The 23,494-nt window shown below is 44.4% G+C and carries 14 protein-coding genes; 8 read left to right on the plus strand and 6 right to left on the minus strand.

Annotated elements, in window-relative coordinates:
* Positions 1–66: 66 nt before the first annotated feature.
* Positions 67–2,937 carry a PQQ-dependent sugar dehydrogenase gene (locus AC23N5_RS07255; RefSeq protein ID WP_487755034.1) on the plus strand — a complete coding sequence of 957 codons (2,871 nt, stop codon included), beginning with the start codon at positions 67–69 and terminating at the stop codon, positions 2,935–2,937.
* Between the two features lie 30 nt (positions 2,938–2,967).
* On the opposite strand, the gene AC23N5_RS07260 is transcribed toward AC23N5_RS07255, so the two are convergent.
* Positions 2,968–3,717 carry an NUDIX hydrolase gene (locus AC23N5_RS07260; RefSeq protein ID WP_487755035.1) on the minus strand — a complete coding sequence of 250 codons (750 nt, stop codon included), beginning with the start codon at positions 3,715–3,717 and terminating at the stop codon, positions 2,968–2,970.
* A gap of 597 nt (positions 3,718–4,314) precedes the next feature.
* Here AC23N5_RS07260 and AC23N5_RS07265 point away from each other — a divergent pair.
* The 3 genes from AC23N5_RS07265 (at position 4,315) to AC23N5_RS07275 (ending at position 12,950) form a co-directional block, all read left to right on the plus strand.
* Positions 4,315–7,545 (plus strand): SusC/RagA family TonB-linked outer membrane protein, encoded by a 3,231-nt coding sequence (locus AC23N5_RS07265; RefSeq protein ID WP_487755036.1) that lies wholly within the window; start codon positions 4,315–4,317, stop codon positions 7,543–7,545.
* A gap of 12 nt (positions 7,546–7,557) precedes the next feature.
* On the plus strand, positions 7,558–9,285 hold the full coding sequence (locus AC23N5_RS07270; RefSeq protein WP_487755037.1) for a RagB/SusD family nutrient uptake outer membrane protein: 1,728 nt from the start codon (positions 7,558–7,560) through the stop codon (positions 9,283–9,285).
* 119 nt (positions 9,286–9,404) lie between these two features.
* A complete protein-coding gene (locus tag AC23N5_RS07275) occupies positions 9,405–12,950 on the plus strand; it encodes a VCBS repeat-containing protein (RefSeq protein WP_487755038.1) in 3,546 nt (1,181 codons plus the stop codon).
* Between the two features lie 68 nt (positions 12,951–13,018).
* On the opposite strand, the gene AC23N5_RS07280 is transcribed toward AC23N5_RS07275, so the two are convergent.
* The 4 genes from AC23N5_RS07280 to AC23N5_RS07295 form a co-directional block, all read right to left on the minus strand.
* Positions 13,019–13,669, minus strand: a complete 651-nt coding sequence (locus tag AC23N5_RS07280; RefSeq protein ID WP_183971890.1) for a DedA family protein — start codon at positions 13,667–13,669, stop codon at positions 13,019–13,021.
* Between the two features lie 149 nt (positions 13,670–13,818).
* Positions 13,819–14,172, minus strand: a complete 354-nt coding sequence (locus AC23N5_RS07285) for a four helix bundle protein (protein WP_487755039.1) — start codon at positions 14,170–14,172, stop codon at positions 13,819–13,821.
* 122 nt (positions 14,173–14,294) lie between these two features.
* Positions 14,295–15,086: a phosphosulfolactate synthase gene (locus AC23N5_RS07290; protein ID WP_028524387.1), complete on the minus strand. Its 792-nt coding sequence runs from the start codon at positions 15,084–15,086 to the stop codon at positions 14,295–14,297.
* A gap of 164 nt (positions 15,087–15,250) precedes the next feature.
* The gene (locus tag AC23N5_RS07295; protein ID WP_183971888.1) at positions 15,251–17,659 is read right to left on the minus strand and encodes an alpha-ketoacid dehydrogenase subunit alpha/beta; all 2,409 of its coding nucleotides are present in this window, start codon (positions 17,657–17,659) and stop codon (positions 15,251–15,253) included.
* Positions 17,660–17,862: 203 nt separating this feature from the next.
* Here AC23N5_RS07295 and AC23N5_RS07300 point away from each other — a divergent pair, with 203 nt between their 5' ends.
* The 3 genes from AC23N5_RS07300 (at position 17,863) to AC23N5_RS07310 (ending at position 20,214) form a co-directional block, all read left to right on the plus strand.
* A complete protein-coding gene (locus tag AC23N5_RS07300) occupies positions 17,863–18,267 on the plus strand; it encodes a DUF1573 domain-containing protein (protein WP_122932073.1) in 405 nt (134 codons plus the stop codon).
* A gap of 111 nt (positions 18,268–18,378) precedes the next feature.
* Positions 18,379–19,587, plus strand: a complete 1,209-nt coding sequence (locus AC23N5_RS07305) for a serine hydrolase domain-containing protein (RefSeq protein WP_487755040.1) — start codon at positions 18,379–18,381, stop codon at positions 19,585–19,587.
* Between the two features lie 60 nt (positions 19,588–19,647).
* The gene (locus AC23N5_RS07310; RefSeq protein WP_487755041.1) at positions 19,648–20,214 is read left to right on the plus strand and encodes a Uma2 family endonuclease; all 567 of its coding nucleotides are present in this window, start codon (positions 19,648–19,650) and stop codon (positions 20,212–20,214) included.
* A gap of 39 nt (positions 20,215–20,253) precedes the next feature.
* On the opposite strand, the gene AC23N5_RS07315 is transcribed toward AC23N5_RS07310, so the two are convergent.
* Complete coding sequence (locus tag AC23N5_RS07315; RefSeq protein WP_028524391.1) at positions 20,254–21,123, minus strand: carbon-nitrogen hydrolase; 870 nt, start codon at positions 21,121–21,123, stop codon at positions 20,254–20,256.
* A gap of 129 nt (positions 21,124–21,252) precedes the next feature.
* On the opposite strand from AC23N5_RS07315, the gene AC23N5_RS07320 reads away from it, so the two are divergent.
* Complete coding sequence (locus tag AC23N5_RS07320; protein WP_487755042.1) at positions 21,253–23,472, plus strand: S9 family peptidase; 2,220 nt, start codon at positions 21,253–21,255, stop codon at positions 23,470–23,472.
* The last annotated feature ends 22 nt before the right edge of the window (positions 23,473–23,494 follow it).

A 23,494-nucleotide genomic window follows, 5' to 3' on the forward strand; every position in this document is an offset into this window, starting at 1 on the left:
GAAAAGTACATTTGATGGTATAAGTTCAACTTTCTATAAAAATAATTACAAGACTAGCCTTTTTCAATGAAGCAACTTTCCTACCTATCCCGTCTCTCTGCTGTGGGGTTGATTGCGAGTGCCGTTGTCATCACTGCACAAGCCCAACAGCCTACTCCTCCCGACGAAAATCGTTTCACCAAAAGCGTACTGACCGAAAAGCTCGACGAGCCAATGGAAATAACGTTTCTGCCCGACAAGCGGATTTTGTTTGTGGAGCGAAAAGGGAATTTAAAAGCGTATGACCCTAAAACAAAGGAAGTGAGTGTCTTGGCTACGATTCCTGTCAATACCAAATATACCAATCGACAAGGACAAGTACGTGAGGCAGAAGAAGGGTTAATGGGGCTGGTTGCCGACCCAAATTATGCCAAAAACAACTGGATTTACATGTATTATGCTGATCCTAGTGAGAAAAAACACGTGTTGGCGCGCTGGGAATTGAAAGGTAATGAACTGGTGGAGGCTTCTAAAAAGATAGTGTTGGAAGTACCTACGCAGCGCGAAGAATGCTGCCATACGGGTGGGGGAATGGTGTTTGACAAAGCTGGGAATTTATACTTAACGACAGGAAATAACACAAGCAATAGCAATTCTGATGGCTATGCGCCCATTGATGAACGCCCCAACCAAAGTACTTGGGATGACCAACGAGGCGCGGCTAGTACCAACGACCTTCGCGGAAAAATCCTAAGAATTAAACCGCAAGCCGACGGAAAATATACGATTCCAGAAGGTAATTTGTTTCCCAAAGGTACACCTCAGGCCCGTCCCGAGATTTATACAATGGGACACCGCAACCCTTGGCGTCCAACGCTCGATAGTAAAACGGGCTTTTTGTATTGGGGAGAAGTAGGCCCCGATGCCTCCAAAGACTCGGAACGTGGGCCGCGTGGTTACGATGAACTCAACCAAGCCAAAGGGCCAGGATTCTTCGGCTGGCCTTATTTTATTGGAGATAACAAAGTATATGGTGATTGGGATTTTGAAACTAATAAACTGAAAGCCGATTCAAAATTTGATCCAGCCAAACCCATCAACGACTCGCCCAACAACACGGGTTTGCGTGAGTTGCCACCCGCCCAAAAAGCATTTATTTGGTATCCTTATGCCAACTCGCCCGAATTTCCGCTGGTAGGTAGCTCGGGACGAAGCGCCACGGGTGGGCCTGTATTTCGCAAGGCTGATTTCAAAAATGCGCCCCGTCCTTTCCCCGATTATTACGAAGGAAAATGGCTCGCGGTTGACTTCATGCGCGGCTGGATTATGGCGATTACGATGGACGAAAAAGGCGACTATAAATCAATGGAGCGTTTTATGCCTAGCGAAAACTTCAGCAGCGCCATCGACATGGACTTTAGCCCCGACGGAGATTTGTACGTACTCGAATACGGAAGTGCTTGGTTTAGAGGAAATGACAACGCACGGCTAGTAAAAGTACAGTACAACGCAGGAAACCGTACGCCCGTTGTTCAGGCAACTGCCGACCGCAAAGCAGGCGCGGTACCATTCAAAGTAGCGTTCTCATCTGAAGGCACCAAAGATGCCGACAATGATAAACTCAACTACGAATGGAAAATTACTTCAAAAGCGGGCGTATTGAAAACCCTAACTGAAGCCAATCCTACTGTTACGTTTGATAAACCAGGTACGTACAAAGCGACCTTGACGGTGACGGATGCAAAAGGAGCAAAAAATACCCGTTCGATTGAAATCAAAGCTGGAAACGAAGCCCCAGAAGTGGTGTTTGAAGTAACAAAAGGCAATAAGTCGTTTTTCTTTCCCAACGAACCCATCGAATACCAAGTAAAGGTTAATGATAAAGAGGATGGTAGCTTGGAAAACGGAAAGATTTCCCCCAATCAAGTAGCGGTGAATCTGGATTATATGCCAGACACTTTTGACCCCGTGGAAATAGCAGCCAACTACCATACCACCGACGCGTCGGTTCGATTTAACACAGGTTACAAACTGATGAACGCCAGCGATTGTAAGTCGTGCCATATTGTGGATAAAAAATCGGTGGGGCCGAGCTACCGTGACATTGCCCAAAAATACAAAGGCGATGCGGCTGCCGTAGAGAAGTTGGCCCAGAAAGTTATATCGGGTGGGGGAGGCGTATGGGGAGATCACGCCATGAGTGCGCACCCACAAATTTCGCCCAATGATGCCACAACGATGGTGAATTATATCATGAGTTTAGGCGAAAAACCGCTACAAGCCCCATCGTTTACGACCAAAGGAGCGCACACGCCAGCCGTTCCCAAAGGAGAAAATGGCCGTGGAAGCTATGTATTACGGGCTGCTTACACCGATAGGGGCACAAAGCTGCTTTCACCGTTGATGTCAGAAGACATTGTTCATTTACGCAATTCGTCGCTCGACCCTGCCAAGGCAGACAAAACCAAAGGTTCTGAACTTTTAATTACGCCCAATAAGTCGTTTAACCTCATTGGGACGGATTCGTACATTGCCTACAACCACCTCGACCTGACGGGTATCAAGCAAATCGAAGTTTTGGCCCAAGCAACGACTCGCGTTGGGGCAGTAGGCGGAACGATAGAAGTGCGTTTGGGCTCACCTACGGGGAAGCTGATTGGAAAATCTACGCCAGTTGTGGTAAAAGACCCAGTGACGGGGCCACCACCTGCCGCCACCAACAATGCCACGACTGCGGCGGGCGGAGCCAATGCCCAACGCCGCCAAGCACAAGGAGCAGGCGGTTTTGATATGAGTGCCATGATTCGTCGAGGTGCTCAACAGGCTGTGGCCAAAATTGAGCCCACTGAAGGGTTTCAAGATGTGTATTTTGTCTTCAAAAATCCTGACGCGATGCCCCATCAAATGCTGATGTCGGTCATTATGATTCAATTTCAAAACGCAATACCTAACCAATAACCCCTCATCGTTAAGCATTTCTCACGCTACCTATGAATTTTGTTTGTCAAGCGCTTCGGCATTGAATCGGTACACAAAAGGAGGTTTATGGGCTTTGCCTGTAAACTTCTTTTTGACCCGTTCCAAAATTCCCAAGTTCAGCATCTTACGCTGAAAATTTGCCCGCAACAACTTCTTATCAAGCACGGTTTCGTACAACGACTGTAACTCGTTCATGGTAAATGTCTCCGAAAGCAAGTTGAATCCCACCAACTTATGGTCGATGGTGAGTCGTAACGTTTCGAGGGCTTTGGCAACAATACGATTATGGTCTAAAATCAAGGGGGGAGTATCGTGTACATCGTACCAGTCGCCCACGTCCGAAAAAATATCGGGGGTGGGTTTTACTTTAGAAAAGTCCACCAAGGCATAATAGCCAATCGTAATAAACCGCTGCAATAACCAGTGCTCTTTCGTTAAATCAAATCCGTGGGAGGCCATGGTCGCTTTGTGGACATCCCAGTTGCCGCGCTTGGGCTCACCAAACGTGTAAAATTGCTCCAAATAAATATCTTTTACCCCTGTACGTTCCCACAAAATTCGTTTGGCGGCCTCGGCGGTGCTTTCATTTTTAAACACAAACCCGCCAGGTAAGGCATGGGCTTTGGTTTTTTTAAATTCGAGTAAAAGCACTTTTAGCTGTTGTTCGTGAAACCCAAAAATGACGCAGTCAACCGACACACTTGGGAGGTATTCGGGACCTTGGTCTAAAAAATCTTTTATGTTTTCGCTAGGAAGCATACGCGTAAATTTTGCACAAAAAAAAGAAAAAATTTGGAATATCGACGTCAACCCAATAAGTTTGTATCATAATGATATATACCTGTAAGCTGAATTCTTTACAATAACGTTTCAAAACTCTAAATCAAACAACGACGCTCATTTTTCTTTCTTAGAATAATCCATTTTAGAAACAAAAAATACGTTCCTCTGGGTATCAATCACTAAAATTAAGAAAAATAAAGGCACTAATTATCAATAGGATACTTAGTACAAATGTGTGTGATTTAGCCAAAAACAAAGATTTTTATTTTTTTGTAAGTATATAGCCATTTATAAACTCTTTTTAGTTGGATTAGCAGAATTGTTCGTTTGTTAGTACCTATTAGTTGGCCGTAAGGCTTTTCTCCACACAATCGTTATCTATTTACTGAGTACGTTTCTAGAAGCAACCCAAAAGGTAGCTTTTGGGTGTTGCACAATTTCCCACGCATTATTGTCAATTTTTGAAACATAAACTGTGTACGTATGTAGCGTATTTTTATGTTTTTTTGTGCCTAGAAAATTTGTATTTTTTTTATATTTTTTGTTCACTTTTTAACCTATCAGTTTTTTCTTATGAGAACAAAGTTCTACTCACTGTTGACGTGTGTGGTGGCATGGATGTTCCTACTCCTCCTTGCACCCGACCCAGCACACGCCCAAGAACGTAAAGTATCGGGGAAAGTAATGGCTTCTGATGGCCCTATTCCAGGCGCCACGGTGTTGTTGAAAGGTAGTAACGTGGGAACGTCAGCAGATGCCGACGGCGCTTTTACTATCAGTGTCAAAGGTGCCAATCCTGTATTAGTTATTTCGGCGATTGGTTACAAATCGCAGGAAGTTCCAGTTGGAAACCAAACAATGATTAATGCCAAGCTTGAGGATGAAGCGAATGCTTTGACTGAAGTGGTTGTCACTGGTTATACTGTAGATAAGCGCCGTGAGTCAACGGGGGCTATTTCTACCGTAAAAACTAAAGACCTTACAACGGTGCCATCTTCAAGTGTTGAGCAACAATTACAAGGTCGGGTAGCAGGTTTGACGGTTGTAACTACCAGCCAACCAGGATCAGGAAGCCAGATTCGGGTTCGCGGTTTTGGTGCATTTGGTGGTAACGAACCGCTTATCATTGTTGACGGATATCCAGTAGGTAACGTAAACTTCTTGAACCCAGAAGACATTGAATCAACGACAGTATTGAAAGATGCGTCGGCAGCGTCAATCTATGGAGCAAGAGCGGCCAATGGTGTGATTGTATATACGACTAAGAGAGGTAAAAAATCAGCTAAAAAACTGAGCGTTACTTACGATGGTGTGTATGGTCTTACTGACCCAGGTAAAGGACAAAAAATGATGAACCCACAAGACCAAGCAGATTGGACTTGGACGGCGCTTAAAAACTCTGGTTCGCCTCTTTCTCACCCTCAGTATGGTTCAGGCCCAACGCCAGTATTGCCCGATTATCTTAAAGTAGGTAATAGAAGTGGGGTAATTGGAACGGTTGATTTGGCCGCAGAAAAGTTAAAATATAACATTACTGGACCAACTATCGGTGATTTTTACCAAGTTATCAAAGCGAATAAGGCAGGAACAGACTGGTATAAAGCATTGACCCAAACAGGAACAATCAGCAGACATAGCTTAGGTTTTGAAGGTGGAGGAGATGCTTCGCGTTTCTATGTAGGTCTGTCAATGCAAGACCAACAAGGTATTTTGCCAAGCCAGCGTGCAAAGCGTTATGCGATGCGTGTGAATACAGAGTTTGATATTTTCAAAAATGTACGAATTGGTGAAAATATCCAACTTACTTTCCTTCAAATCTTAGGCCGTCAGGGAGATAATGAAGGATTGCAGTCGTCACAAGCAGAAAACGATATCTTAGGAGCGTTCAGATCGCCTACAATTATCCCTGTTTATGACGAATTTGGCGGATATGCGGGTACAACTGCCCTAGGTTTCGGACAAGGTTCAAACCCTGTTGCTAACCAAGAGGCTAATAAGCTCAACAAAAACTACAATGCTTTGGCATCTGGTAACTTCTACATCGAAGTTGATCCTATCAAAGATTTGACGTTGCGTTCATCAATCGGTGGAAACTTTGTTAATTTCTACGGCTGGGGATATGGTCGTCCAATTTATGAAACCCTTGAAAACAAAGGTGTGAACTGGTCGTACAACGAAAGTGGTGGATTTAGATTAGGTTGGACTTTCACGAACACAATTTCTTACAAGAAGAAATTCGGTATCCATAATTTGGATTTATTGGTTGGACAAGAAGCACTTAACACGGGCTTTGGAAAAGATTTACGCGCTGATGGTCGTAACCCATTCTCTGGTGATGTAAACTACATTACAATCTCTACGTTGGATATTAGAAACCCAGCAACCAGTGTTAAAGACAATGGGATTACATTTAACTCCTATTTTGGTAGAGCGATTTACAACTTGAAAGATAAATACATCATTACAGGGGTACTTCGCCGTGACGGTTCTTCTCGATTTGGTGCGAACACCCGATATGGGGTATTCCCAGCGGTATCTGCCGCATGGAGACTTTCGGATGAGCCATTCATGAAACAATTCTCTTGGGTTACTGATTTGAAAATTCGTGGGGGATATGGTTTGATGGGTAACTCAAATAACGTTGCTCCTACTAACCAATATGATTTGTATGCACAAAGTGTAGCGAACTCATCGTACGACATCAACGGTACAAACGGTGGCGTAGTAGGAGGTTTCAGACAATCACGCATCGGAAACCCTGATGCAAGATGGGAAACAAGTATTACCAAAAACGTGGGTATTGATGGCTCATTCCTTAACGGGAAATTGGATGTAATCTTTGATTTGTGGCAAAAAGATACCAAAGATTTGTTGTATCAATTGCCAATTACGCAGACAGTGGGTGGTGCTACACCTCCTTCGGTTAACGTAGGTACAATGGTGAATAAGGGTATTGATATTCAGTTGATTACTCGCGGTAAATTTGGAGGTAAAGTAGGCTACGAATTTGATGTTACTGGTAGCTTCCTTGATAACAAAATTACTGAAATCGGTGGCGGTCTTACTTATTTGCAAGACGTAAACCCTGGTTTTAGAGGTGTAAACCCTATTCGTAACCAATTGGGCTACTCGCTTTCTTCTTTCTACGGATATAAAGTACAGGGATTATTCCAAAGCCAAGAAGAAATCAAAAATGCTCCAACGCAAGACGGATCTGGCGTAGGTCGTTTCAGATATGTTGATGTAAACGGAGACGGAAAAATAAGCGCAGACGACCGTACGTATTTGGGTAGCCCAGTGCCTAAGTTTACGGGTGGGGTGAACTTCCGTCTTACCTACAAAAACTTTGAAGTATTGTCGTACTTCTACACATCAATCGGAAACAAAATCTTTAATATCTCAAAAAGATTTACCGATTTCTATCCGTTGTTCGCAGGTTCTGCCATCTCAGAGCGCGTAAAACAATCTTGGACTCCACAGAATACTGGTGCTACCATTCCAATCTTTGAAGCAAACGATGGTTTCAGTACAGGTTCTCAATCTAGTGACTTTTACGTAGAAGACGGTTCTTATTTAAGATTCCAGAACCTTTCGTTTGCCTATAACTTCCCAATGGAATTGGCAAATAAACTAAGATTGAGCAGACTTCGTGTTCATGCCGCTGTCAACAACCTATTTACAATTACCAAATATGGCGGATTAGATCCTCAAGTAGCTGGTGCTGCGGATACTAACTTTGGGGTGGATTTAGGAAACTTCCCAATGACTCGTCAATTCACTTTCGGTATAAATGTTGGATTTTAACATATGAACAAAATGAAAAAAATAATCTTTTCACTTACAAGCATTATTCTTTTGTTAGCTGGATATGCCTGTAAAGATAGCTTTCTAGAAGTACCTCCAACGGGCTCACTTGCTAAAGCCCAGCTTACCAGCAAAGCTGGTTTGGACGGAAGTTTAATTTCTGCGTACGCTCAATTGAGTGCTTTGGGGCAAACTCACTCAGGGCCTTCAAACTGGCTGATTGGAAGTATTAGAGGGGGAGATGCCAACAAAGGTACTGACCCAGGGGATGGTTCTGAAATGAACCCTATCCAAACATTCCAATACAACTCGACGGATCCTGTAGCCGCCAACGTGTATCAAAGTTATTTTGAAGGTGTTTCGAGAGCTAATGCCGTTTTGGCTTTGTTGAAAGAAGCACAGCCAAGTGTAAAAGCGGAAGATATCAAATTGATCACTGCGGAAGCACGTTTCTTGAGAGGCCACTTCTATTTCCAATTGAAAAGAAACTTCAACTTAGTACCTTATGTTGATGAAACTAAAAATCTTTCAAACGGAATCGACAAAGTGAAAAACGATGTTGAGCTATGGCCAAAAATTGAGGATGATTTCAAAACGGCTTACAACGATTTGCCAGAAACATCATCTGCTGTTGGACGTGCCAACAAATGGGCAGCGGCTTCTTACTTGGCCAAAGTATATTTGTATCAAAAGAAATATGCCGAAGCCAAAGCGTTGTTTGATTTGATTATTGCGAACGGTAAAACAACAGGTGGCAAAAAATATGCGTTGCTTCCTAAATATTCAGATCTTTATCGTGTAGCAAATGACAACAATGCGGAGTCGGTGTTTGCAGTTCAAGCAACTGTTAAATCAGGAAATGGAAACAACGCCAACGCTGATTTGCAATTGAACTTTATCCAAGGCTCTGATCCAGGTACTTGCTGTGGATTCTTCCAACCGTCGTTTGAATTCGTAAACTCGTTCCGTACAGATGCAAAAGGACTTCCACTTTTGGATGGTACTTACAATGCTCCTGCCAATGCGGTTAAAACGGATATGGGTATTAAATCTGACGTGGCTTTCACGCCAGATGCAGGGCCACTTGATCCACGACTAGACCACACAGTAGGCCGTAGAGGTATTCCATTCTTGGATTGGGGCCCACACACAGGCTTTAGCATGATTCGTAACCAACCAAACGGTGGTCCGTACTCTCCTAAAAAATACTTGTTTACCAAAGCTGAAAAAGCAGCAGGTTTAACTGAAACAGGAGGTTGGGGACACCAAACTTACAATGCCTACAACGTTACTATTATCCGTTTTGCTGACGTGCTTTTAATGGCAGCAGAAGCAGAAATCGAAGTAGGTTCGTTGGCTAAAGCACTCGAATATACCAATATGGTAAGAGGTAGAGCAATGAACGCGTCTGACTACGTAATGATTGATGGCAAACCTGCCGCTAATTATAAAATTGCGTTGTACGATGCTTTCCCAACAAAAGAATATGCTAGATCAGCCGTTCGTTTTGAAAGAAGAATTGAATTAGGAATGGAAGGATACCGTTTCTATGATTTGGTTCGTTGGGGCGAGGATGTAGCTGCCATCAATAAGTATCTCCAATACGATCAGGTATTGTTGCCTGGTGCATTAGGTGGTGCTAAATATGAAGCTAAATATGCGTTGTTCCCTATACCTCAAGGCCAAATGGACTTGTTGAATAGCAAAGAACAAATCTTAAAACAAAACCCTGGCTACTAATCCTCGGTTATTTCTTGCAACTCAAAATCGGCAAGTCATTCGACTTGCCGATTTTGTTTAAATAGAACAAGTCGTAATCTTGTATTTTTATCCAATCATTCACCTATAATTTTGAGCGTATGGTTGCCGCACGCCTTGCTGTTATTAGTTTATTTGCCCTCTTTTTATTGAGCTCCTGCAAAGATCAACCCCTCTTTTCGAGACTAGAAGTCAGCGATACAGGCATCGACTTCTCGAACCGCATCGTCGAAAATGATACCTTGAATATCCTTGACTTTGAGTATGTCTATAACGGCGGAGGCGTCGGGATTGCAGACATGAACGGTGATAGCTTACCCGACATTATTTTTTCGGGAAATCAAGTCGATAGCCGTATTTATCTCAATAAAGGCAATATGAAGTTTGAGGATGTTAGTAAAAAAGCAGCATTTTCAAATCGAGGACGCTGGTGTTCGGGAGCGAGTTTGGTTGACATCAATGCCGATGGACGCATGGATATTTACCTCACCGCTACCACCAAAGGCGTAGAAGATCAACGGGCCAATCTGCTCTTTGTGAACCAAGGAAACGACAGTGAAGGCGTGCCTACATTCAAAGAAATGGCGCATGAATATGGCATCGACGACCGTGGGCATTCGATGAACGCCGCTTTCTTTGACTATGACAATGATGGAGACTTAGATTTGTACGTTTTGACGAATACCATTGAAAGTAACCCCAATCAGTTTCACGAAAAACGCCGCGATGGTTCGTCACCAACTACTGACCGTCTTTACCGCTGCGATTGGAGCGAAGGAACTAACCACCCTGTTTATACCAACGTATCGAAGGAAGCGGGCATTCAAATCGAAGGATATGGCCTGGGTATCAACATTTGTGATTTTAACCGTGATGGCTTCAAGGATATTTATATTACAAACGATTATCTAACCGACGACTTGCTTTACATTAATAACGGCAACGGTACTTTTACCGACAAAGCAGCCGACTATTTTAAACATACCAGCAACTCAGCCATGGGTAATGACGTGGCTGACATCAACAATGACGGCCTCGTTGACATTGTGGCGGTGGATATGTTGCCCAAAGACAATGCCCGTAAAAAACGCCTGATGGGGCCTAATAGTTACCAAACGTACCTCAACAATGACCTGTTTGGTTTTACGCATCAATATGTTCGCAATACACTTCAACTTAATTTGGGAAATAAACCCAATAGCAATGATCCCGCTTTTGCCGAAATAAGTATGCTTTCTAACGTAGCCGAAACGGATTGGAGTTGGACGCCTATGCTTGCCGATTTTGATCACGACGGCTTTCGTGACTTGATTATTACGAACGGTTTTCCGAGAGATGTGACTGATCGTGATTTTGGTCAGTTTAGAGCGGAAAGCAGTTCTATTGCTCCGAAAAGCTACTTATTAGGAGAAATTCCCATCGTTAAAATTCCTAATTACGCTTTCAAAAACAACGGTGATCTTACCTTCAAAGATGTTTCAGAAGCGTGGGGACTAAACCAAGCGTCGTTTAGTAACGGTGCTGCTTATGCCGACCTCGACCGTGACGGTGATTTAGACCTTGTGAGCAACAATATCAATGATTCTGCTTTTGTCTATCGCAATAATTTGGTGGAATCTAAGCCCGAAAAAGCCCATTATTTGCGGGTCGTGTTTAAAGGGGAGGGGCATAACCTCAGCGGGCTTGGCGCTAAAATGACGCTTTATTACCACGGAAATCATACCCAAGTCTATGAACATTCGCCTTACCGTGGGTATTTGTCAACTGTAGAGCCAGTAGCACATTTTGGTTTGGGAGAAAACCGATTGATTGATTCTGCGACGGTGGTGTGGCCTAATGGAAAACAACAAGTGTTGAAAAATCTCCAAGCCGACCAAACCCTGATTGTATCACAGTCAAACGCAACTCAAAACTATGTGGTGCCTGCCCAGAATCGGGCGTATTATTTTACGGATTTAAACGATTCTTTGCAGCTTGACTGGAAACACGAAGAGGTAGAATACATTGATTTTAACGTTCAAAAACTACTTCCTCACAAGCTTTCTCAGTATCCACCAGCAGTTTCGGCGGGTGATATTAACGGGGATGGCCTGGACGATTTCTTCGTGGGAGGCTCACGCCAGCACAAAGGACGTTTCTTCTTACAAAATCCTTCGGGTCGTTTTACATTGGCCGACCTGTTGCCCGACAAAGAAGGGGCCGACAAAACATCGGAAGACTTGGGTACGTTGCTTTTTGATGCCGATGGCGACGGTGATAACGATTTGTACATTGCAAGTGGTGGAAATGAATTACGCCCCAATGATGTGGGGTATCAGGACCGCCTCTACATCAACGACGGCAAAGGGCATTTTTCGCTTGCGCAAGGTGCGCTACCTGCATTACTAACCAGCAAATCGTGCGTACGTGCCGCCGACTATGACCGTGATGGTGATTTGGATATGTTTGTGGCGGGGCGGGTCATTCCTGATCAGTATCCAGCCCCAGCTAGCAGTTATATTTTGCGCAACGATACCAAAGCAGGGGTAGTGAAGTTTACCGACGTTACGGCCCAAATTGCGCCTGCGCTGCTAAACCTTGGCCTTGCTTGCGATGTACTTTGGACCGATGCCGACAACGACGGTTGGCTTGATTTGTTGATTGCGGGAGAATGGATGCCGTTGACTTTGCTCAAGAACAAAAAAGGTAAATTCGACATTTCGCCCTCCGAACTCGACACTAAAAAAGGTTTTTGGGGAAGCTTAGTAGGCGCTGATTTCGACCACGATGGCGATACCGACTACATTGCAGGAAACCTCGGACTGAATACCCTCAACAAAGCCTCTGACACCCATCCGTTGAGTATATTGGCGGGCGATTTTAACCAAGATGGCAGCTATGATGCCATTCCATTTGTGTATTTCCCAAATCCACAAAACCAGCTTGTCCGTGTGCCTTTTCATGGGCGCGAAGACCTTATCAAGCAGTTTATTCAAACAAGAATGCGTTTTCAGAAATACGCTGATTTTGTTAATGCAACGTTTGATAATATACTGACGGAAGAAGAACGCAAAAAAGCACTTCAATTGGACGTTACCTATTGCCAATCTGTCTATATCGAAAATACAGGAAATGGAACGTTCAAAACCAAGCCTCTACCCATATTAGCCCAAATTGCCCCAATCAACGGGATGATTGTCGAAGATTTTGATACCGATGGTTTCTTGGATGTCTTGCTAGTGGCCAACGATTTTGGAAATGAGACCAGTTCGGGGCGATATGATGCTTCCAATGGGTTGTTGCTCAAAGGCAACGGCAAAGGCGATTTTGTGCCAGTGCTCCAAACTCAAACGGGTTTTTATGTACCGGGCAATGCCAAAGGACTGGCGCAGTTGACCAACAAAGCGGGTCGTCGCATCGTAATTGCGACTCAAAACCGTGGTACTCTACGGAGCTTTGGCCAAAACGGTGCTTCTCTCAAATGGGTAGCATTACAGCCCCACGATGCGTACGCGCTTATTCGTGACAAAAAAGGAACGGTACGTCGCCAAGAACTTTATTATGGCGCTTCGTTTTTATCGCAGTCGGCGCGTAAGTTGGCACTAACGACTCAGGATGCTTCCGTTGAGATAGTTGATTTTCAAGGGAAGAAGAGGAAGGCTTTGTAAAAGCGTTTAAACGAAAAGGCCAGCCAAATTTGTTTTGGCTGGCCTTTTCGTTTAAATAGTAAGCTTGCCTACGCTTTCGGCGTCATAAACTTGGCTTTGACAAACTGCCAAACCATTGGCAACACCGAGAGGCCAATGATTCCAAAAATAACCAACTCAAAGTTTTTCTTTACTATCGGTAGGTTACCGAAGAAAAACCCTAGCATTGTCAACGTCGGTACCCACAAAAGCGCCCCTACCACGCAGAAAAGAATGTAACGTGAGTAGGTCATGCTTCCTGCTCCTGCCACAAACGGCGCAATCGTACGGACAATCGGAATAAAACGCGCCATAATCACGGTTTTGCCTCCGTGTTTTTGGTAAAAAGCTTCGGTTTGTTCCAAGTATTCGCGTTTAAAAAACAGAATCCGTTCTCGTTTTTTAATGGTCGAGCCCAAAAACTTACCCACAAAATAATTGACGTTGTCGCCCATCAGCGCCGCCACAATTAACAACGGAATGACAATCCAAGGATTAAGTGCGCCTGTAGAAGCCGCCAACGCTCCCGTCGCAAAAAGCAACGAGTCGCCTGGAAGTAACGGCATTACCACCAAACCAGTTTCAGTAAATACGATCAAAAACAGAATCAAGTACGTCAGCGTACCGTATTCAGTAATAATGTCAGCAAGGTGCTTGTCGAGGTGCAGAAAAAAATCTACTACTTGTGCGAGAAATTCCATTTTTATGGTTTTTGGTTACATTTTTTTAATAGTCCATGGTTAATAGTCCACAGTCGATGGTTGGTAGTTCATAGTCGGTGGTTAGTAGTCCATGGTTTTGAATAGTACTATCGTCTATCGACCGTGGACTATCGACTATGGACTACTAACTACCCAAGTGAATTTCGGAGCGCTTGGGTCATTTTAATAATTTGTTCTACATCCGAATAAAGTTTTTTGAAGTCAGTGTCATTAATGATATTTCGTCGTTTCCCAATATACAAACATGAGACTACTTCAATACTTGAACGTATAGCATACCCCAAAAAGCGGCCAAACTCTGCATTAGATTGTCCCGTTGAACCTTCTGCGATATTGAGGGATATAGAGTCTGCGGCGCGTTTTATTTGAGCTGTGAGAATAAATGCCTCCTCTTTTGGAAAAGTAAGCGTAAGCTCATGAACAGTTCCACTTAATTCAATTGCTTTCTGCCATACTACTAACTGCTCAAACTTAAAGGCCATTTTAGCTTTTTTTGTTTATGGTTGATTGGTAGTCCACAGTCGATAGTCCATCGTTTTGAACTGTACTAAAATCTGTCGTCTATCGACCATGGACTATCGACTATCAACCATGGACTATCAACCTATTTCGACAACTTCCAACGTTTGCGGGTTTTGTCGTTGAGATAATTAGCAAATGTATCCCCACGTAGCCCCAAGCGAATGGTTTCGAGCGGAATAATCTCGTTAGGAGCGATGTTCCCAAGGTTGACATTCGCACCTATCAATTTGACAAACCACACCTGTTGGGCTTTCTGCGGTGCTTCCCAGATGATGTCTTTGTTGGGGACTTGGGTCAAAATTTCTTCTACTAACCCTTGACGAACTTCCCCGCTTGAACGGAAAAGACCTACGTTGCCCGATTCGCGCGCTTCTCCAATCACTTTCCAAGCGCCTGCTTCCAACTCCGCTTTCATGAGCTGAATCCACTTGTAAGGTGGAATAATCTTGGTTTCGTCTTTTGAACCTACTTCCGACAATACCTTTACTTGCTCGGCCAAAACGCGAATAAAATCACACTTAATTTCGGCAGGCATTTCAATCGACCCGTCTGATACTTCGGCGTATTCCAACTGGTATTCGTCGATAAGACGGCGATAGTCTTCAAATTGATTTCGTACGACAAACGCCTCAAACAGCGTCCCTCCAAAGTAAACGGGAATACCTGCACTTTTATAGACGGCGATTTTATCTTTGAGATTGGGCGTAACAAAAGATGTAGCCCATCCGAGTTTAACAATATCAATATGAGGAGCCGAAATGTCGAGCATATCTTCGACTTGACGAATGCTCAACCCTTTGTCCATGACCATTGTTAATCCGTACTGACGTGGTTTGGAAGTGCGGTCGGGGACTTGCGATAGTTTGAAATTCATATCGTTTGGTTAGGTATGTCTTTGAAAGTAAACCGCAAAATTAGCGATTCCAACCACAACCTACTAAAGTGCCTAAGAAAATAACCTGACTTTCATCAATCTTTAACAAAAAACCCGCAGAATACTCTGCGGGTAAAAGCGTGGGGTTTGGAAGTCAATATAGGTCAGTACAGCGCTGGAAATTGCTGTGGATTTGCTTCGTGAATGAGGCTATACGCTGCCTCTACAATGTCTTCAACATTGGGTTTTGAGTAATAATCACCGTCGGAACTATAGGCAGGGCGGTGAGGTTTGGCCGATACACATCTTGGTGCCGAATCAAGCCATTGGTAGGCATTTTGTCCGTCCAACACTTGTTGCATCATGTAAGCGGATGCTCCTCCTGGCATATCTTCATCGGCAAATATCACGCGATTGGTTTTCTTGATAGAATCCACAATCGAATGATGAATATCAAAAGGCAAAAGTGTTTGAATATCAATTAGTTCTACGCTTATGTCGAGCTGAGAAAGCTGCTCGGCCGCCTCTTGTACAATGCGACACATCGAGCCGTAGGTGACAATGGTGAGGTCGGTACCTTCTCGCAATACTTCGGGCTCGCCGAGCGGCACGCAAAACTTCCCTAAATTAGAAGGAAGGTATTCTTTGAGGCGATAGCCGTTGAGAGGCTCAACAACGAGGGCGGGGTCATCGCCGCGCAGTAGCGTATTGTACATTCCTGCGGCTTGTGTCAAATCGCGCGGTACGCAAACGTGTAAACCGCGCAAACTGTGAATCACCGAACCCATCGGCGACCCTGAGTGCCAAATGCCTTCTAAGCGGTGGCCGCGTGTACGAATAATAAGCGGTGCTTTTTGCCCACCTTTGGTACGATAATGCAGCGAAGCAAGGTCGTCGGTGAGGGTTGCTAACGTATAAAAAATATAATCGAAGTACTGGATTTCAACAATAGGCTTTAGACCTCGAATGGCCAATCCAATGCCTTGGCCAATAATGCTTGTCTCTCGAATGCCCGTATCCGTAATGCGTAGTTCGCCGTATTTTTCTTGAAGTCCCGCAAAACCTTGGTTTACGTCGCCGATTTTTCCTACGTCTTCACCCATCGCAACGATGCGCGGGTCTTGTTCAAATAAGGCATCAAAGTTGGCGCGAATAATTTGGTAGCCATCTAGTAGGGGAGCGTCTTGGAGGTATTGTGCGGCTACGGGCGTTACTTTCAGGGGAGATTCGGGCGATTCGCTGTATAAGTGCGAGCTAAAGCGGTCGTGGTTAACTTCTGCATTTTTGGCTAACCATTCTACCAGGGCGTTTCGAGTAGCTGAAGGTTCAAAGCGTAAAAAACGAAGTGCTTTGCGTATGGCTGATGTATTGTAGCGGTGCAAAGGAACAATTTCTCGTTTTAACTCGTCGCTTATTTTGAGCAAATCGGAGGTAAATCGACTTTCGTGGGCGGCAGTTTGTAGCAATGCTAATACTTCATTTTGTTCATGGAGGATTGCTTCACTATATACTTTCCACGCATTGTTTCGTTCTTGACGAATGAGTTTTTTGGCATGTTCGTCAATCTCCTCTAATTCCTCAGGAGACGCGTAGCCATTGGTCAAAATCCACTCTTTAAACTTCAGATTGCAGTCACATTCTTGTTCCCATTGGAGGCGCTTGGCTGATTTGTAACGGGTATGCGAGCCTGAGGTAGAATGGCCTTGCGGCTGAGTGACTTCTTCTACGTGGACCAATACTGGAATGTGGTGGGTCCGACACAGCTCTGCGGCTTTTTGGTAGGTTTCAATCAGTCCTACATAATCCCAAGCTTTGACCGTAAAGATTTCAATACCGTTGGTTCCTTCTTCTCTTTGCAGCCCACCGAGTGCTTTGGAAATACTGGCTTTCGTGGTTTGATATTCGACAGGCACCGAAATTCCAAAGCCATCGTCCCATACCGACATTAAAAGGGGCACTTGTAATACCCCTGCGGCATTCATTGTTTCCCAAAACATCCCTTGCGAAGTAGAGGCATCACCGATGGTTGCAAACGTTATTTCATCGCCATTGTGCGAGAAATCCGTCATTCCATGCAAATTTTCGTTGCCACGGTAGAGTTTAGAGGCGTATGCTAACCCTACTGAGCGCGGAATTTGTCCAGCCGTAGGAGCAAGGTCATTGATATGATTATAGGTAGTTGTTTGGGGTTTCCACAAACCATTTTCGTCCAAATAGCGCGTGGTGTAGTGGTTATTCATCGAACGGCCTGCGGTGTGCGGCTCAAATTCGACGTCGGCATGGCCATAAAGTTGGGAAAAAAACTGCTGCCACGTGAGTCCTCCAAGGGCTGCCACGACGGTTTGGTCGCGATAATAGCCCGAACGAAAGTCACCTTTTCGGAATGCCTTGGCCATGGCTATTTGGGCCAATTCTTTTCCATCACCAAAAATTCCGAATTTCGCTCGACCTCCCATCACATCTTTTCTTCCCAACAAGCTTGCTTGACGACTCTCACATACCAAACGATAGTCGTCCAGAATATTTTGGCGCGTTAGCGCAATAAGGTCGGTGGCGAGTTCGTTTTCTATCACGTTTCTTGATGAGTGTTTTTTGTTAGGTTTCGTTGTTTTGGCAAGTAAATATACAGGAAAACAACTGATGTTTCAAAATACAACTTTTTTGAGTTTCTTTGTTCTAAAATTTTGAGCAAAAATAACATTTGGCAAAACTTTTGCTCCTACAATTTTTGTTAGATTAGCAACCAACTTTCACAAAACTTAATTTTACACACAACATGAAAAAGGTTTTTTCACTATTCGTAGCAATTTTAGCATTTAGCGCAGTTAGCTTCGCTCAAAAAGGAGTAATCAAATTCGCTAAGAACGAAAATGATTTCGGTAAAATCGAGCAAGGAAAGCCAGTAACTTACGTATTTGAGTTCACAAACACAGGTACTGACCCAATCGTATTGGGTAATGTGGCGGCTTCTTGCGGATGCACAACTCCTGAGTGGACGCGTGAGCCAGTGATGCCAAACAAAAAAGGAACAGTAAAAGCTACGTTTAACGCTGGCGTGATGGGACCTTTCAACAAGACCGTGACTGTACCAAGCAACGCTGAAAACGGAACCGTTTATTTGACACTCAAAGGTGAAGTGATTGCTAACAAAACAGCTACACCTGCGAAAAGTGGTAAATAATCGCCCTTGAAAGTGTTTTTCAAACGATAAACTTTCATTCCTAAAAAGGCTTTGGCTTTGGTGCCGAAGCCTTTTTATTTATATTCACCCCGCTCGTTAACCCACTTTAGAATGATTAGAACCATTGCATTTCTCGCCTTAGTGGTTGTTTTTTCATGTAACAACACCAGCGATAACCAACACCAAGCATCTCATCTTCACCACACATTAGTAGATTGTGTTTCGGACAAATCGCTTTCTCCTGAAAAACTTGCCGAAGTAAAAAAACGTATCAAGGCCGATGAAAAAGCGGCTCGTTTGGATTCACTTTTTCAGCGAAAATTCAAATTAGAGCGGTTTAATGGCAATGTCCTCATTGCACAACAGGGCGTCGTTTTGTACCGAAATTCCAACGGGTACGCCCAAGTTGAAAAAAAAGACACCCTTCGTCCTGATTCGAAGTTTCAGTTGGCGTCACTTTCAAAAACATTCACGGCGGTAGCTATTCTCAAACTGTATGAAGCAGGTAAGCTTAGTTTGGAAGACTCCGTCAAGAAATTTATTCCGCAGTTTCCGTACTCGGGTATTCAGGTCAAAAGTTTGCTTTCGCACCGTAGCGGCTTGCCCAATTATGCTTATGTACTCACCGACAGCGTACGTAAACGTAATTCTTATCCGACCAACGATGACATCGTGCGCTGGTACTGCGCCGTGAAACCAAGACCTTATAATACGCCCAATACGTATTTTAGCTACAGCAACACCAATTACGCTTTGCTGGCCACGATTGTGGAAAGAGTATCGGGGAAAACGTTTGAGGCGTTTCTTCAAGATTCGATTTTTAAGCCCCTAGGAATGAAAAATACGTGGCTGATTACAACCCAAAACGATTCCCTGAATCAGTTGCGCACCGCAGGCTATCAGCACAATCGCCGTTTGCCAAAAGATAATTTTGACGATGTGGTGGGTGACAAAGGGGTGTATTCTACCATGGATGATATTTTTCGCTGGTATGCAGGTTTGAGCGGAGGCTGCGTGTTGCGTCCCGAAACGCTGAAGGAAGCTTTCACGCCTCGTAGTTTTGAGAAAAGAGGCATCAGAAACTACGGCTATGGCTTTCGGATGCACGTGGACGAAGCCACCAAACAAGCCAAGTACGTGTATCATACGGGTTGGTGGAAAGGCTACAATACCTTGATGTGGTTTAGTCCCAAAGACAAATTTGTCATCATCCTTTTGAGCAACCGCTACAACCGCAGTATCTATCAAATCAAGCCTATTTTGCAGATTTTAGAAGGAAAAGGCGAAGTGGACGCTGAAATCGAGGAAGGGATGTTTTGATTAACTTTCAAAAAAAACAAGTAACTTGTATCCATCAACGCGATAAAAGGAATAAGAATAATGGAAACGGTAGCCGAAAAAAAGTTTAGCGTGGAGGAGTACTTTGCTTTGGAAGAAAAATCCGAAATCCGCCACGAATTTTATTACGGAGAAATCATTGAGATGCCAGGAGAAACAACCATCGCCAATCTAATAGCAGGCAATATTTATGTATTGTTGCGTATTTTGTTTAAAAAAACACCTTTTATGGTATTTGACCATGACATCAAACTAATGGTTCATAAAAAGAGCTACCGTTACCCTGACTTGGTAGTAATTCACCAAAAAGGCGACCATAAAAAGTACGTAACGGATCCTGTATTAATTGTAGAAGTACTCTCTGAAAGTACCGAAGACATCGACAGAGATAAAAAACGCTTAGAGTATTTTGGGTTAACTTCGCTACACTATTATCTTTTGATTCACCAAGACGAACCTATCGTGGAGATTTATACCCGCAGTGGTAAAAGTTGGCAATTTGACTTTTACACGGATATAAACGAAAACGTTTCTCTCCCTTTTTTTGACACCCAACTCTCCCTACAAGATATTTTTGAAGGCGTGAGTTTTGAGAAAAAGGGAGAGTAGGCAGTTCCTGAAAACTGCCTATTCTAAATAATGTACTGATTACTCGTCAATCAAGCGCTTCGTGATTGGCTGGTAGCTGTCGATGCGGCGGTCGCGGAGGTAAGGCCATGTAGTGCGATAATACTCCGTTTTGTCCAAATCGAGTTCGATTACCTTCGTCTCTTCTTGGTCGTGAGAAGCCAAGTACATCAGGCTTCCGAAGGGATTGGAAACAAACGACCCTCCCCAAAACTGCTGGTCGGCTTCGCGCCCTACGCGATTGACCGACACCACATACACGCCGTTCGCAACGGAGTGGCTTCGCTGAATGGTTTGCCAGGCGTTGTATTGTTCTTGGCTAATGGCAGGGTCTTGTTCGTTGACATCCCAGCCAATGGCCGTTGGGTAAAACAAAATTTCCGCCCCCATCAAGCTCGTGATACGGGCTGCTTCGGGGTACCATTGGTCCCAACAAATAAGCACGCCCAATTTCCCAAATTTGGTTTGAAACACTTTATAGCCCAAATCGCCTGGGGTAAAATAGAACTTCTCGTAGTAGCCTGGGTCGTCGGGAATGTGCATTTTTCGGTATTTTCCCAAATAACTTCCGTCGGCGTCCAAAACGGCGGTGGTGTTGTGGTATAGACCTGGCGCGCGTTTTTCAAACAAGGAAGCGATAATGACAATACCGAGTTCCTTGGCTAACTCGCTAAGAACGTCGGTGGTAGGTCCTGGGATGGCTTCGCCAAGGCTAAAATTAGCGTGGTCTTCTACGTCACAGAAATAGAGCGACTTAAACAATTCTTGAAGGCAAACAATTTGAGCACCTTGCGCAGCGGCCTCGCGGGTTTTGGCGATGGCTTTTGCTAAATTATCGTTGACATCGGCGGTGCAGCTCATTTGCACCAAACCTACTTTTACGTTTCGCATTTGAAAATGATTTTAGACCGCAAAAATAACGGGTAGCTAGGTATCTACAACCTGAAACGGATTTTTGTCAATTTTTTATAAGTCTTCAAAAGTCTGTACTTTCGGACAAAAATCAACAAACTCTTCATTATGCGTTTTTTTACTAACCTAACAAGCGCTTTTCTACACTGCGCTCTTGTCATAAGCGTATCGTTTGGCAGTATTGCCCAAACCAAAGAAAAAGTGGTCGCTTCTGACCTCACTCGCATCAAACAACTGGGCAACGTCGCGATTTCGCCCGATGGAAAACGTATCGTGTACAACGTAAATACCATTGAACCCAACGCCGATGGCAGCGATTATGACTACAAATTGCACATTTGGCTGGCGGATGCAGATGGGAAAACAGCCCCTCGTGCCCTCACGCGTGGCAGCGAAAGTGCCGTGGACCCTGTTTGGAGCCCCGATGGCAAAAGCATTGCTTTTACCCGCAGTGTAAAGGGGAAATCTCAAATTTTTATGATGCCTTTGGACGGAGGGGAAGCGTGGCAGTTGACTGACTACAAGCACGGCGCAGGTGGGCCGCAGTTTTCGCCCGATGGTTCTAAAATTTTATTCTCGACCTCGGTAAGCTTTGCAACTTTGATGACAGATTCGATTTTGAACCCGTCAAAAGGTGGACCTGCATGGAGTTTGGAAAAAGCAGGTTTTTTGAAAAACGAACAACTCAAAAAAAACACCGCCAAACCTAATCCTGATGGCACCATTGAGGAAATCAGAGCGTACCTTGACAAGGATGTGGAAGATAAAAAAGCGAAAGTTATCAACCGTCTGAATTTCCAAGGCGAAGCTTCGGCGGGGCAGGAGTTGAGCTTTTCGCATCTGTTGGTGATTGACGCAAAAGAAGGAGCAAAGCCATTGCCGTTGACAAAAGGGTTTTATTCTTACGGATCAGGTGCATGGTCGGGCGATGGAAAACAAATTTGGTTTACCACGCGTACCGATACGCTCGTTCACCCTGACCGCGACCTAGCCAACCGAATTTGTGTAATGAATGCCGATGGAAGCGGTGTTCGTACTGTTTTGACGGACAAAGCGCGTAGTTTTGGACAGCCTACGCCTTCGCCCGATGGACAGTGGTTGGCGTTTACAACGTCGCAAGCAGCCATAAAATCAGGTGCGCTTGACCAATCGCATTTAGGCTTTTTGAACTTAAAAAATGCGGGTGCTACCTACAGTATTAATCCCTTTGACCGTTCGCCAGGTAATTTGAAATGGGTGACGTTGACATTCCCCAAAAACAAAAAAGAAGTAGGTAAAGTCGAGTATGTTTACTTTACAGCTTCGTCAAACGGAGGTGCACCGTTGTATCGTGCGGTACCTACAGTAGATAAAGTAGAGCAACTTTCTGACTATGACACAGGAGTAACCGATTTTGACGTACAGCCCAATCAAGTAGTTTTTGCCAAAACCGAAGTTACGAATCCATCCGAGTTGTATCGTGCGGATGTGTTGATGAAAAACGCTCAAAAATTGTCGTCGCACAACGATTGGGTAGCCAAAAAAGCCTTGAGTATTCCTACTAAACACACGTTTACGAACTCGAAAGGTCAGACAGTGGAGTACTGGATTATGAAGCCAACGGTGGTGGAAGCGGGTAAAAAATATCCGTTATTGCTCAACATGCACGGCGGCCCAACCGCCATGTGGGGGCCAGGCGAAGGCTCTATGTGGCATGAGTTCCAGTATTTCTGCGCCCAAGGTTACGGAGTGGTTTATGCCAATCCACGCGGTTCAGGAGGCTACGGCGTAGAGTTTATGCGCGCGAACTACCGTGATTGGGGAACAGGCCCTGCCGAAGACGTATTGCGTGCTTGTTCGGAAGCGGCCAAAGAATCATGGGCTGACACGTCGCGCCAAGTGATTACGGGTGGGTCGTATGCGGGTTATTTGACGGCGTGGATTATTGCGCACGACCACCGTTTTAAGGCGGCTTTTGCGCAGCGCGGTGTGTATGATTTGACGACTTTTATGGGCGAAGGAAACGCGTGGCGTTTGGTGCCTAATTATTTTGGTGGCTATCCGTGGGAGGCTGAAACGAAGGCGTCGATGGATGCGAATTCACCTTATACGTTTGTGGATAAAATTAAAACTCCTTTTCTGATTAAACACGGTGAAAACGACTTGCGCACGGGCGTGATTCAAAGTGAAATGATGTACAAGTCGTTGAAAATCATGGGAAAAGAGGTGGAGTACGTACGTATGCCAGGCGGAACGCACGAATTGAGCCGCAGCGGAAATCCTCGTCAGCGTATCGACCGTATGTTGCGGATTTATGAGTTTTTTGAGCGGTACGTTGGGAAGAAGTAAAAATACTTCCACGATTGCCTTT

It is taken from the genome of Runella sp. R5_40 (assembly GCF_057652295.1).

Bases quoted from the DNA above. Each gene is read 5' to 3' on its own strand.
- AC23N5_RS07255 (WP_487755034.1), top strand. From the start codon at position 67: ATGAAGCAACTTTCCTACCTATCCCGTCTCTCTGCTGTGGGGTTGATT.
- AC23N5_RS07260 (WP_487755035.1), bottom strand. From the start codon at position 3,717: ATGCTTCCTAGCGAAAACATAAAAGATTTTTTAGACCAAGGTCCCGAA.
- AC23N5_RS07265 (WP_487755036.1), top strand. From the start codon at position 4,315: ATGAGAACAAAGTTCTACTCACTGTTGACGTGTGTGGTGGCATGGATG.
- AC23N5_RS07270 (WP_487755037.1), top strand. From the start codon at position 7,558: ATGAAAAAAATAATCTTTTCACTTACAAGCATTATTCTTTTGTTAGCT.
- AC23N5_RS07275 (WP_487755038.1), top strand. From the start codon at position 9,405: ATGGTTGCCGCACGCCTTGCTGTTATTAGTTTATTTGCCCTCTTTTTA.
- AC23N5_RS07280 (WP_183971890.1), bottom strand. From the start codon at position 13,669: ATGGAATTTCTCGCACAAGTAGTAGATTTTTTTCTGCACCTCGACAAG.
- AC23N5_RS07285 (WP_487755039.1), bottom strand. From the start codon at position 14,172: ATGGCCTTTAAGTTTGAGCAGTTAGTAGTATGGCAGAAAGCAATTGAA.
- AC23N5_RS07290 (WP_028524387.1), bottom strand. From the start codon at position 15,086: ATGAATTTCAAACTATCGCAAGTCCCCGACCGCACTTCCAAACCACGT.
- AC23N5_RS07300 (WP_122932073.1), top strand. From the start codon at position 17,863: ATGAAAAAGGTTTTTTCACTATTCGTAGCAATTTTAGCATTTAGCGCA.
- AC23N5_RS07305 (WP_487755040.1), top strand. From the start codon at position 18,379: ATGATTAGAACCATTGCATTTCTCGCCTTAGTGGTTGTTTTTTCATGT.
- AC23N5_RS07310 (WP_487755041.1), top strand. From the start codon at position 19,648: ATGGAAACGGTAGCCGAAAAAAAGTTTAGCGTGGAGGAGTACTTTGCT.
- AC23N5_RS07315 (WP_028524391.1), bottom strand. From the start codon at position 21,123: ATGCGAAACGTAAAAGTAGGTTTGGTGCAAATGAGCTGCACCGCCGAT.
- AC23N5_RS07320 (WP_487755042.1), top strand. From the start codon at position 21,253: ATGCGTTTTTTTACTAACCTAACAAGCGCTTTTCTACACTGCGCTCTT.